The sequence below is a fragment of the Limosilactobacillus secundus genome (assembly GCF_020784695.1).
In the GTDB taxonomy this organism is placed as follows: domain Bacteria; phylum Bacillota; class Bacilli; order Lactobacillales; family Lactobacillaceae; genus Limosilactobacillus; species Limosilactobacillus reuteri_F.
Map to the genome: position 1 here is coordinate 22132 of NZ_JAJGUA010000039.1, position 12101 is coordinate 34232.

A 12101-nucleotide genomic window follows, 5' to 3' on the forward strand; every position below is an offset into this window, starting at 1 on the left:
CCAGATTTTTTAAGCTTCTTTTATTTGATTTTCATTCGCAGTATTGCGTTGCTTTCCTTTTTGCCACTTCAACCCAATTCCTGTAACCCCACTTAAAATTGAGAAGACTGGTGAAAAAAGACTAAAGAAAGCGAATGGTAAGAAGTGAAGAACTGGTACACCAAGGGTTGAGGCGGCAAATGAGCCAGCAACTCCCCACGGAATTAAGTAGTTAATAACACTTCCGCCATCTTCAAGGACACGACTAAGAGCTAATGGGGAAAGGCCCATTTTATTAAATGCACCCTTAAATGCCTTACCCGGAAGAATAACGGAAAGGTATTGCTCTCCTACAAAAAGATTGATTCCAATACCAGAAAGAATGGTAACAGTAATAAGACTGCCAGGCTTATGAAGATGATCAACGAGTGGCTTCATTGCTGACTGAACAATGTTAAACTTCATCAAAATTCCTCCCAGTGAAAGGGTAACAATGATCAGGGAAACTGTTCCCATCATACTGCTAATCCCGCCACGGGTAAGCAGCGTATTAACAGTTGCGTCGCTAGTGTGAGCAACAAAACCATCACTAATTAATTTGGCGAGAGATTGAAGAGAAGTTCCTGGCTTTTGGAAGAAGATCATGATTACTGTAATGATGATATTGATAAATAAGGTTGGAATAGCCGGAATATGACGCCATGCACAGATAAACATTAAGGCAATTGGTAATAAGGCCCACCATGAAATCGTAAATTGTTGATTAAGGATAGCCATTATATGAGCAATCTTACCGGCATTCACATGTGAACTAGAATTACCAAAGAACCAGAATAGAATTAGCGAAACAAGAAAAGAAGGAATTGTTGACCACATCATATTCTTGATATGGGCGAAAAGGTCACTACCGGCGATTGCCGAGGCAAGATTAGTTGAATCAGAGAGTGGCGACATTTTATCACCAAAAACCGCTCCCGAAATGATTGCACCCGCTACTAAAGCAGGATTGGCATTGAGTGCAACCCCCATTCCGAATAAAGCAATGCCGATTGTTGAAATAGTTGTAAAACCACTCCCAATGGATAAACCAACTAAAGAACAGACAATAAATGTTGATGGGACAAAAAATTGGCTACTGATTAAATTAAATCCCACAATCATAATTGTAGGGATAACTCCAGCTTGAATCCAAACAGCAATTAATGCCCCAATAAGAATGAAGATAAAAATGGGGATGATTGCGGTACCGATTCCTTCTTGGATACCTTTATGAATCTCATCCCAACTAGCACCACGAAATTTAACCCAAAAAATAAGCAAAGCAATGACAAATAGGACAGGAATCTGTGGTGATAAACCAAACTTAATCACGGCAGTTCCTAAAATTATTAACATGATAAGTAAAAGAGTTACTGCCTCTTTGAAACGAATACTTTTCATCGTTGTTCCTCCTTAGAAAAGAAATAAAAAAGTCCCGTTGATAAAGATATCAACGGGACGATTATTTTAATCGCGGTACCACCCACCTACGCATATTAATCTTATGCGCACTCATATCAGGTGGTAACGGCACTGAATATGGCCGGACAATTCAGATCTCGTGATAATTCGAAACACTCCGCCTGACCGGTTCGCACCTCACCACCGGCTCTCTTACGCCCAACGAAGGATCTACTGAAACGATAATTGTTGAAATTATAATATCGTGCTTAGATTTGAATGTCAATAACTAAATTAAAAAATAATGAGAATTAACTATGGCTAGCCGACCGATGATTAAATAACATGTTAAGAAAAACGGCCGAAAGACTGGTAACAACAATTCCGTTACCAAGGATAATTTGAAATTCAGTTGGCATATGTTGGAATAGTTGAGGATACATAGTAATCCCTAAGCCCAAGCCGATGGAAACAGATGCTGTAAGAAGGTTAGCATTATTAGAAAAATCAACTTTATGGAGAATTTGGACTCCTTGAACGCCGACCATCCCAAACATAACAATCATTGCACCGCCAAGGACAGGTTCGGGAATAACCGTTGCGAGGGCACCGACTTTCGGTAGAAGGCCAAGCAATAAGAGTAAAAAGGCAGCATAGTAAACGGGTTGGCGACTTTTTACTCCTGACATTTTAAGGACACCCACATTTTCAGAAAAAGTAGAATAAGGAAAGGTATTAAAAAGTCCGCCTAAAATTGCAGCAATCCCTTCAGCCCGGTATCCACGTTCTAAGTCTTTGGTTGTTAATTGTCGACCTGTAATATCGCTAAGGGCAAAGAACACCCCAGTTGATTCAATCATTGTCGTGAGTGAAACAAGAATCATTGTAATCATGGCACTCACGTTAAAACGGGGAACGCCAAAGAAAAATAACTGAGGAGCATGAAACCAGGCAGCTTCACTAACCGGTTTAAGAGAAACAAAGCCTAATGCGCCCGCAATGAAAGAAGAAATTAAAATTCCTAATAAAATGGCAATTGATTTCATAAAACCACGAGCAAAGGCATTAAATAATAGAATAATAGCAATTGTTAGAAAACCGATAAGAAGGTTAGCGGGATCTCCAAAGGAAGTAGCTGTTGGCGTACCTCCTCCCAAATCCTGGAAACCTACTGGCACAAGGGTAAATCCAATAATAGTTATTAAAGATCCGGTAACAACTGGCGGAAAAAACTTTTTCAAGCGGGCAAAAAAGCCAGCAATTAAGAAAACAAAGATTCCGGCTGCAATAATGGCCCCATACATATAAGTGATTCCTAGCTTTCCACCAATTGTTTCGAGAGGAGTAACAGCTTGAACTGCACAACCGAGCACAACCGGTAAACCAATCCCAGTTAATGGGGTTCGCTTTAATTGTAAGAGCGTTGCAACACCACACATGAAAATATCGATTGAGACCAGGTAAGTCATTTGCAGAGGAGAGAAATGTAAGTAATGTCCAATTAATAATGGAACAAGAACATCCCCAGAATACATTGCGAGTAAGTGCTGGAAACCGAGGACAAAATTTTGCCATTGACGAGTGAAATCGATTTTAGTGTGACGACTAGGTGCTTGAATAGATGAAACGGGTTCTTTCAAAATGTACCTCCTTAAAAATTAACACGCCTAAATAAAAATAAGAGACTGAAAGTTCAGCCTCTCTACCGATTTTTAAAGCTTTAAATTAAAAACAGACAGTGTCAGTTTTTAAGAAGTGCTTATAGTCTAAAGTTTACGGCTTTAGGTAGAGACTAACCGACCATATTTCGGTATTATATAGGCTATTTATTTAATGTAGTTATCCTAGCACTAATACCGAACAGTTGCAATGACTTGTTCGGCATTAATAATGTTTTAGACCGAGTTATGGAATTAAAGTTCAGTTTTTTCTTGTAATCCAGTTGATTCCAGATAGTGGTATTATTAAAAAGTACATTAACTACTGTGGAAGGAAGCGTATATCATGAAAAAGCTAAGGAGTAGTTGTACGGCAATGCTTGTTGGAAAGAATGCGACGATTGATGGCTCAACAATTATTGCACGCGATGAGGATGCAGAAGATGGAGTTAATCCTAAGACCTTCAAAGTATTTCCAGCCAAGGATTATACTGGTGAACATTATGTTTCAAAATATAATGGATTAACCGTTGAAATGGAGGGAAAGGGATGTCGTTATACTGCAACTCCCAATGGCGTGCCTGATGAAGGGCGCTGGGATGAACAGGGTATTAATGAATATAATGTTGCAATGAGTGCGACAGAAACCGAGATGACAAATGCCAGGGTACTTGGTCATGATCCATTAGTAGAAAACGGGATTAATGAAGATTCAATGGTTTATCTCGTCCTACCATTTATTAAGTCGGCCCGCGAAGGAGTTCAGCGTCTTGGCTCTTTAATTGAAAAATACGGTACTGGTGAGAGTAATGGAATTGCCTTTAGCGATAATGATGAAGTCTGGTACTTTGAAACTGGTGGTGGCCATCAATGGGTTGCCCAGCGGATTCCTGATGATGCTTATGCAATTGCCCCAAACATTATGTGCATTGAAGAGGTCGACTTTAACGATCACAATAGCTTTATGTATGCGCCGCAAATTAAAGATTTTGTAGAAAAATATCATTTAAATCCTAATCCTCAAACCTTTAATTTCCGGAATATTTTTGGTACGCAAGATGAGGCAGATGCTTACTACAACACTCCTCGTTCTTGGTATGGTCAAAAACTCTTTACCCCCTCCTTAAAACAGGAACCTACCAGTCAAAATATTCCATTTATTCAACATGCAGAAAAGAAAATTGCCGTTGAGGATGTAGAGTATTTCCTCTCATCACATTATAATGGTACCCCGTATGATCCAATGGGAACTTATGCTTCTGGAACACTAGAGGAACAGCGGAAATTCCGTTCAATTGCTCTTGATCGTAATCAAAGTTCATGTATTTTACAAATTCGGAATGATGTACCAGCGCAATATGCTGCTATTCAATGGATTAATTTTGGCTTTTATTGCTATAGCCCTTATGTTCCGTTCTTTACAAATATTAGTGATACTCCGGCAAAATATAAGTATGCTACTGACGATGCTCAGCCGGATAAAAGTGCTTATTGGTTAAATAAATTGTTAGAAGTAATTGTAGAACCACGCTATCATGAATTTATCAATGAAGTAAATGATTTCCGAGATCGGTGTCAAAGCTATGGCGTAGGACGAGTAGATACAATTACAAAAACAGCTCAGATCCAAAATTCGGCTAATTTAATTAACTATCTAACTGAACAAAATATGAAAACCGCTAATCATATTCTGAATGAAACGCATGAATTGATTAACCAACTTTTACATGAAGCGTTGTTAAATTCTAAGTTCCAATTTGAACGTGGCGATAACTTATAAAATAGAGGCTGAGAAAAAAACGGAGTTTTTTCTCAGCCTCTTTTCTACGATTAGTCAAGATATCGTGGAAATTAACCACAAGGCTCGAGGCTAAGTCCGAACGATGATCAGCCCGTACCGTGCTAATCACCGTTCTATCCTTAGCCCACCGCCTTGTCGAGGCGGTTAATTTTCACTCACTATTTTATTTCCACCAATGACGATTAATAAGAAAGATGACACATGCCAACATTAGGACAATAGTAATGAAGATTGTAAAAACCCATGAATAGTCTCCGTTTGCGAGGGGAAGTTTGACGTTTTCACCGTAAAAACCAGATACAATTGTTGGAATTGAGAGAACAATTGAATAGATGGTTAGATATTTCATCGTTTGGTTTAGGTCACTATCAAGAACCTTGCTATAAGCGTTAGAGACACGGGCAGAAACATCTGAAGTCATTTGTGCCATTTCTAAACCTTGCTGTGCTTCGACAATTACATCATCAAGATCATTATATTGCTTAGTAGTAATGTGGTTACCAAAGCGACGTTTAAATTCTTCAAGTAGGGAAACATTCCCTTTGAGTGAGGTAAGAATATAGACTAATCCAGTTTCGATTTCCATAAATTGAGTGATCGCTTGGCGTCCCGTTCGCCGTTGAAGATTTTGTTGGATTTCTTGTCGCTGTTGGTCTGCACGACGAAGGGGACCAAAATAATCAGTCGAAAGTCGATAAAGGACAGGGAAGACTAAGTTTAATTTGTCGTCATTTTCGCCGTGTTTCTTTAATAATTGTAACTGATTGGCAATGATTCCATTTACAAAGTTAGTTTTTGCGTTTGTAAAAGTAATGATATTATTAGCGGTTAGCATGATGCCGATTGGTGCAGTTTGTGGAGCCGTCACGGCATGAGTTGGCACATAGACATCGAAAATTAATAATGTAACTCCTGCATCTGGATCAATTTCAACCCGGGCTTTTTCATAGGGGTCAATTGCGTAATCAAGTAATTCTTGAGTAACCTCGTATTTTTCAATTAAATCTAATCGTTCATGGGGAAGAGGTTCGAATATACTTATCCATTTACTATGATCATTAATTTGTTCTGTTGTTAACATCGGTACCCATCCCCTTAAATTTACTCATACTCTATTCAACGCTATTATTGGATAAAAGTAAACCGGCTTAAAAATATTATAAATATTTCCTGGGAAATACAGTAAAATAATCTTATCAGAATTTAGACTAAAGAGAGGTGAGGAAAATGAAATATCGGTGGCAGATTAATGAAAAGTTAGCTGATGAGCAGGTGGCAAAACCACTGCGCAAATTGCTTCACGATCAATGGCTGCTTCCTAATCGGCTAATCCATTATTTACGAATTAGACGAACAGTGCTTGTTAATGGCAAATATCGGTCAATGAATGAACTGGTGGAAAGAAACGACAATATTCAATTATTATTTTGTGGTGATGAAATTCGTACCCCCACCGCAAATGATTATCTTCCGTCATCCCGGCCACACTTGGAAGTCCTATATGAGAATCGTGACTTATTAGTAGTAAATAAACCACGGGGGCAAAAAACACACCCTAATTACCATGGCGAAACAGGAACATTAATGAACGATGTAGCAGGCTATTTAGCGCATAGTCAAAATAATGCTTACATGGTTCACCGGATAGATTTACAAACGAGTGGCGCAGTAGTTGTTGCTAAAAATCCAATCGTTGTCCCAATCCTTAATCAACTAATTAGCGATGGACAAATCCATCGACAATATTTGGCGGTAGTAGAGGGAGAAATGGCCCAAAGTGGAAAGTTTGATTGGGCAATTGGACGTAATCCGGTGAATTCCCATCTCCATCAAGTAAACGGGCAAAACGCGCAACCAGCCTTGACCTATTATGAAACACTGGCAAGTAATCGTGAACGTTCCTTAGTGAAACTTCGCTTAGTAACTGGCCGGACACACCAACTTAGGGTTCATTTGGCGCATAGTGGTCATCCGATCGTCGGTGATCCGCTTTATAACCCTTCGTCGACAGAGGGAATGCTCCTTCATGGTGTGTCGCAAAAACTTATATTGCCTTTCGTAATGAAATCTTTAAATATTAGTGCGCCATTACCATCGTATTTTGAAAATTATTTGGTAAAATATAACTTAGCTAAGTAGCAAATTTAAATTAAGGGAGGACATTAATTGTCACTTTTAGAGAAGTTGTATGGACCATTTTTTGATCCACATAACTGGGCAACAGTTGTTACATCAGGACAGGACTGGTTAATCATTTTTTCCTTGGTTATGATTGAATGTTTATTGTCAGTTGATAATGCTGTTGTATTAGCGGCTCAAACTCGAGTATTGCCAACGTTAAAAGAACAAGAAGAATCACTTTTCTACGGTATTTGGGGTTCTTACATTTTTCGCTTCTTAATTATCGGGATTGGTGTTTATCTTATTAACTTTTGGGAAATCAAAGTTATTGGAGCTGCTTACTTAATTTACCTTGTCTATCGTTACTTTCATAATAAGTTCTTTGGTAAGCGTGCAATGCGAAAGGCCCGTGAAGGTAAAACGCGTTTAACTGGACGAAAGCTTTTTTGGACAGTTGTTTTACAGATTGAATTTATGGATATTATTTTCTCCATTGATTCTGTTTTGGCATCATTGGCCGTCTCCGATAATCCCGTTATTGTCTTAATTGGTGGCCTGATTGGGATTGCATGTATGCGTGGAATAGCTGAAGTTATCATGAAACTGATGCGTAAAGTACCAGAGCTAGAACCGATGGCATATATCTTAATTTTTGTGATTGCTATTAAGCTCTTTTTAACGATTCCTGCGATTGACATCGAGATTCCATCTGGGATTTTCGGTAGTTTTATCTTGCTTGTTTTTGCGGTAACGATTATTATTCACTTTATACGTAGATCACAGAAAAAGAAGGTAGAATAAAATGGCAATTGATGCTACAGCTGAGACCTTTGATAAGGATATTCAAGGCTCAATGACGATTGTTGACTTTTGGGCGCCATGGTGTGGTCCATGTAAAATGATGGAACCAGCGATGCAGAAGCTTGAAAAGCAATATGGCGATAAAATCAAATTTGTGCGAATGAATGTGGATGGCAATCAAGAAATCGCACAACGGTACAAAGTAATGAGCGTTCCGAGCCTTGTCCTCTTTAGGGATGGTCAAGCAAAAGAAAAGGTAACGGGATATTATCCTGAGCCCAAATTAGCTCACTACCTTGAACGAAAGATGAAAGAATAAAATATATCAACTTTTTAGACAGCTTATTCCCAGGATTAGTCCAGTGTTAGGCTGTCTATTTTTTTAATAAAGTTTATGAGCTTCCCTTGCGTAGCTTTTTTTGAGCTAAAAACTCCCATTAGAATAAACAGCGAATTTTCAATCTTTTCGTGTTTGCTCTAATGGGAGAAGGTAAAAGAACGTTAGGTGTTCATGCGTCAATAGTTTTTTAAAATGTAAGGATAGCACAAAGAGTATAGATCATAATATAGAGGATAAGGAAGACAGATAATTCTTTAAGTAGGTGCAAATAGGTTGTCTCTTTATCAGGATTGGTAAAAAAATTATGTGTATTTCGTAAAGTTGGAAGAACCCATAAAGAGACAAGACCGGTAACGGGAGGAATAAGATGCATGACAGCTAAGATTAGTGGCATTATCATTCCAATAATAATGAGCACTTTAACGACTTGGAAGCCTCGTTTTTTACCAACAAAACTAGCCATTGTTTTTCGTCCATTAATTAGATCTTCTTCTAGATCGCAAACATTATTCGCTAACTGAAGGGCATAAAAGATAATCATTAAGGGGAGACAGATAGCGAAAATTTGACCAATTGTGTCAAAACCCATAACTAAGTGAGGATAAACAGCTACGTACACACCAACAAAGACAATAAAGAAACTGATAAAGAAAGCGACGATAGCTTCACAAAAGGGGGTCGCATTAATTGGGAATTTTCCAGCGGTATAGAAGATCCCAACAAAATATCCGATGACTCCTAAGATGAGAACAGACCAGTGGGTACGGGCTACTAGAATGATTCCTGGAATAATTGAAATAAGATAGAGGATAATCATTAAATTACGAACTTTTTTGATGGGTAATTTTAATCGTCCCACCGGATTACTAACGGTTAGGAAATGAGGGTCCTTACCATGACGATAATCAAAATAATTGTCAGCGACATTTACTGCTAGGTCAAAAATCATCACATCAAGACAACAGAGAAAAATATTGATCAGGTTAATCGTGTGAAATTCACGATAGGCAATTGCGCCGCTTAAGATAAACCATATGATGTTCAAGGGAACTTGATAAATTTCTGAGAGAGTATAAAAAGTTGGCCAGGTCAGCCATGATTTTGTTGATTCTCGCATAAAAAGCCTCCGTTCGGTACTTACTTCAATAATCCAGACTATCATTTTTACGTAACGGGAGCAAATGACAAGTTAGTTGAGATAGGTGCGTTAAGAGAGGCATTTTTGAGAAACAAAGATGATGGGCAGCTCAACGCCCAACAGTCATAAACATCTCTTAACTATTTAAAACGTGGACGATAGCAATAGAAGAAAATAAGTGCCAGGATAAAGGTTAAACAATCAGAAATAGCTTGAGCAGCAATAATTCCAGTATAACCAAATAATTTTGCGGAAACACTAATCACTACTCCGAAAATCAATCCCTGACGACAGAATGAAAGCCAAAATGCAGGAGTTGCTTTTCCCATTGATTGGAACATGGTTGTAAAAACAAGAATGATACCAGCAAGAGTTGTCGAAATTGATAGCCAACGTAGCATCAAGGCACCTTCTTTTACTATTTGGGAATCATTCATGAAAATACGAATAACCTGGGGAGCAAAAATGAAAAGAATAATAGTGAGTATAAAGGCAAGACTAGCAACAACTTGAATATCAAATTTGACAACTTTATTGAATCGTTGTTCATCTTTGGCACCATATACGTATCCGATCAAGGGTTGCGCGCCGAATGCAAAACCAACCATTACCATATTGATGATCATGTTTGCTTTCATCGCAATTCCCATGGCTGCTACACTATCCGCACCATAAACAATCAAGTAACGATTAGTTAACGCAACCGCAAACGTTGCCATGATATTAGTGACCGAGGCCGGGATTCCGATAGCGTAGATTTCAAATTGAAGCTTCCAGCCGATTTTCGTTTCACGAATTGAAGTCGTTAATTTTTTACTCTTTGTTCGTAAATAATAAATCATTAAAATATCGCCAATAACAGTACTTGTTACAGTGGCCAACGCTGAACCAGCTGCACCGAGCCCACATGTGAAAATAAAGATTGGATTTAAAACAATATTAATTCCTGTCCCTACCATACTAGCGATCATCGACTGAATGGCTAGACCTTCTGTTCGTAAAATATTAGTTGGTGAAAGGCCAAAGATAATGAAAACTGCGCCCCAAGCGATCACTAAGTAATATTCTCGTGCATATTTCCAAGTGGCAGGGGAAGCACCCAATAAATGTAAAATTGGGGTTTGAAAGATAATCATTATTGCAGTTACGATGATTCCGCAAATAATTGGTGCATAGAAACAATAACCACTGACAAAGCGTGCTAATTTATCACGGTGTTCACCAAATAAGCGGGAAATAACTGAGCTTCCGCCAAGACCAAAGATGTCTCCAAGAGCAATCATTAACGTAAAAATTGGTGCTCCTTGGGAAACGCCGGCAACTAAATTAGGATTCCCAGTTTTGGCCACGAAAAAAGTATCAACCATGTTATAAATTAAGGTTACAGCCATGCTTAATACAACAGGTAAGGCCAGCGTAAAGTATGCTCGCTTGATTGAAGAATGTTCAAATAGCTCGTCCATTTTAAATCTCCTTTTAACAATCTGCTAATCATTTTACGCTAGTCAAGCTATAAAGTGAAAGATTGATTATTTCATTAATTTTTTATACAAAAGTTTAAAAATGGTTAACTGTAGCTAACAAAAGCAATTAATTCTGGCGGCGAAAACCTTTAGTATGTTGTCAAATATATTAAAGATGAAGAACCAAATAATAAGCGTCCTCAAACTGGTAATCAAAATTCAACAGTAGTTATTGGTTTAGGTCTTGTAACTACCTTTGCTAGTCTCTTTGGTTTTGGAAAACGGAAGAGTGAAAAATAATTAATAACAAAAAGAGTGAATAGAGAATAATCTTTGTTGATTGTTTCCTGTTCACTCTTTATTTATATAAATTTCGAGGATGTGGTTCGCCCTTTATTTCGTGTTTAACGTGTTTTAGCATGTCATCAATCATTTCAATAACATGAGGATCATCTAAAGCATAGTAAACGCGTGTTCCTTCTTTGTGGCGACTGACTAACTGGTAGCGATATAAAATACCGAGTTGCTTTGAAACGATCGGTTGAGCAAGATGAAGATCATTAACGATTGTTTTAACATCAGCTTCACCGTCATAGTGCCGAAGATAATATAAGATGTTTAAACGCGTACTATTGCTTAGGACTTTATAGATTTTAGCAGCTTCATCAATAAAGGCTTGTGTGGAAGACAATGGTTGCTGCTCCTCCTTTTAATCGGTTTAGTAATTATTATACCAAACTAAAGAAGGTGGATAAGGTGTGTAATTAATCCACTATCCCAAAAAACATAACAACCAACACCGATATAAATGACCTTCATTAAGGTTTCGCTATAACGCTGCATTGCTTGCTTAATTAGTGGAATATTACCAATTCCTTTTATGAGAATCACAATCGCAATTGAAAGGACTGCAATAAAAAGAAGTGCCTGAGTAAATTGTTGGAAGGTAAGATTCGTTAAAATTGGTAAGAAAATTGAGAGGTTGCAACCAGCGCAGACTGCCAGATAGGTTATTAATGTGGTAATAATTGGGCCATACTTTTCGGTATGAGTTGGATCTTCATCGTTGTCATGGAGAGCCATGTAAATAGGTAAAACACCAAGTAGTCCTAGAATCCACTCAGGGAGAAAAATAGCAAGTGTTTTTCCTAGTAAAAAGCTGATAGTAACTAGGAAAAAGAGGGCGACGAGATAGCCAATGATTACGTCGCGAAGGTTATACCGTTCGAGTAGAAAGATTAAGATAAAAAAGAAATCGAGGTTTACGGCAAGAAATGTGATAAAAATAATCCACCAATTCATAATTAAGTCTCCTATATATCAAATTCGATATACTTAATATATATCGAATTTGATATAT

General features: G+C 38.0%; 12 protein-coding genes and 1 riboswitch. Of the genes, 5 read left to right on the forward strand and 7 right to left on the reverse strand.

The genetic code is table 11. The annotated features are described in order from the left end of the window. Positions 1-9 precede the first annotated feature (9 nt). Entirely contained in the window at positions 10-1419 is a 1410-nt protein-coding gene (nhaC, locus tag LMB57_RS07075; RefSeq protein WP_229271524.1) for a Na+/H+ antiporter NhaC, read from the reverse strand. Between the two features lie 311 nt (positions 1420-1730). Next, positions 1731-3059, reverse strand: a complete 1329-nt coding sequence (locus LMB57_RS07080; protein ID WP_229271523.1) for a nucleobase:cation symporter-2 family protein — start codon at positions 3057-3059, stop codon at positions 1731-1733. A gap of 102 nt (positions 3060-3161) precedes the next feature. Next, a riboswitch (purine riboswitch) is annotated at positions 3162-3260 on the reverse strand. Between the two features lie 163 nt (positions 3261-3423). Here LMB57_RS07080 and LMB57_RS07085 point away from each other — a divergent pair. Then, positions 3424-4857 (forward strand): C69 family dipeptidase, encoded by a 1434-nt coding sequence (locus LMB57_RS07085; RefSeq protein ID WP_229271522.1) that lies wholly within the window; start codon positions 3424-3426, stop codon positions 4855-4857. 184 nt (positions 4858-5041) lie between these two features. Here LMB57_RS07085 and LMB57_RS07090 read toward each other — a convergent pair whose 3' ends face one another. After that, the gene (locus LMB57_RS07090) at positions 5042-5959 is read right to left on the reverse strand and encodes a magnesium transporter CorA family protein (protein ID WP_229271521.1); all 918 of its coding nucleotides are present in this window, start codon (positions 5957-5959) and stop codon (positions 5042-5044) included. A 146-nt stretch (positions 5960-6105) separates the two neighbouring features. Between LMB57_RS07090 and LMB57_RS07095 the strand changes: the two genes are divergently transcribed. Genes LMB57_RS07095 through trxA form a run of 3 tightly spaced genes read left to right on the forward strand, consistent with a single transcriptional unit; the run spans position 6106 to position 8119 of the window. Further along, on the forward strand, positions 6106-7017 hold the full coding sequence (locus LMB57_RS07095; RefSeq protein WP_229271520.1) for an RluA family pseudouridine synthase: 912 nt from the start codon (positions 6106-6108) through the stop codon (positions 7015-7017). 27 nt (positions 7018-7044) lie between these two features. After that, complete coding sequence (locus LMB57_RS07100) at positions 7045-7800, forward strand: TerC family protein (protein WP_229271519.1); 756 nt, start codon at positions 7045-7047, stop codon at positions 7798-7800. Between the two features lies 1 nt (position 7801). After that, positions 7802-8119 (forward strand): thioredoxin, encoded by a 318-nt coding sequence (trxA, locus tag LMB57_RS07105; RefSeq protein ID WP_229271518.1) that lies wholly within the window; start codon positions 7802-7804, stop codon positions 8117-8119. 208 nt (positions 8120-8327) lie between these two features. On the opposite strand, the gene LMB57_RS07110 is transcribed toward trxA, so the two are convergent. Both LMB57_RS07110 and LMB57_RS07115 read right to left on the reverse strand, forming a co-directional pair. Continuing rightward, on the reverse strand, positions 8328-9257 hold the full coding sequence (locus LMB57_RS07110) for a prenyltransferase (RefSeq protein WP_229271517.1): 930 nt from the start codon (positions 9255-9257) through the stop codon (positions 8328-8330). Between the two features lie 161 nt (positions 9258-9418). After that, positions 9419-10741, reverse strand: a complete 1323-nt coding sequence (locus tag LMB57_RS07115) for an MATE family efflux transporter (protein ID WP_229271516.1) — start codon at positions 10739-10741, stop codon at positions 9419-9421. Between the two features lie 168 nt (positions 10742-10909). On the opposite strand from LMB57_RS07115, the gene LMB57_RS09900 reads away from it, so the two are divergent. After that, on the forward strand, positions 10910-11041 hold the full coding sequence (locus LMB57_RS09900) for an LPXTG cell wall anchor domain-containing protein (protein WP_418887478.1): 132 nt from the start codon (positions 10910-10912) through the stop codon (positions 11039-11041). A gap of 58 nt (positions 11042-11099) precedes the next feature. Here LMB57_RS09900 and LMB57_RS07120 read toward each other — a convergent pair whose 3' ends face one another. Together LMB57_RS07120 and LMB57_RS07125 are read right to left on the reverse strand one after the other, a co-directional pair. After that, complete coding sequence (locus LMB57_RS07120; RefSeq protein WP_003675296.1) at positions 11100-11432, reverse strand: ArsR/SmtB family transcription factor; 333 nt, start codon at positions 11430-11432, stop codon at positions 11100-11102. Positions 11433-11479: 47 nt separating this feature from the next. Continuing rightward, on the reverse strand, positions 11480-12043 hold the full coding sequence (locus LMB57_RS07125) for a cadmium resistance transporter (RefSeq protein ID WP_153701675.1): 564 nt from the start codon (positions 12041-12043) through the stop codon (positions 11480-11482). Positions 12044-12101: the final 58 nt, after the last annotated feature.

Bases quoted from the DNA above. Each gene is read 5' to 3' on its own strand.
- nhaC (WP_229271524.1), bottom strand. From the start codon at position 1,419: ATGAAAAGTATTCGTTTCAAAGAGGCAGTAACTCTTTTACTTATCATG.
- LMB57_RS07085 (WP_229271522.1), top strand. From the start codon at position 3,424: ATGAAAAAGCTAAGGAGTAGTTGTACGGCAATGCTTGTTGGAAAGAAT.
- LMB57_RS07090 (WP_229271521.1), bottom strand. From the start codon at position 5,959: ATGTTAACAACAGAACAAATTAATGATCATAGTAAATGGATAAGTATA.
- LMB57_RS07095 (WP_229271520.1), top strand. From the start codon at position 6,106: ATGAAATATCGGTGGCAGATTAATGAAAAGTTAGCTGATGAGCAGGTG.
- trxA (WP_229271518.1), top strand. From the start codon at position 7,802: ATGGCAATTGATGCTACAGCTGAGACCTTTGATAAGGATATTCAAGGC.
- LMB57_RS07110 (WP_229271517.1), bottom strand. From the start codon at position 9,257: ATGCGAGAATCAACAAAATCATGGCTGACCTGGCCAACTTTTTATACT.
- LMB57_RS07115 (WP_229271516.1), bottom strand. From the start codon at position 10,741: ATGGACGAGCTATTTGAACATTCTTCAATCAAGCGAGCATACTTTACG.
- LMB57_RS07125 (WP_153701675.1), bottom strand. From the start codon at position 12,043: ATGAATTGGTGGATTATTTTTATCACATTTCTTGCCGTAAACCTCGAT.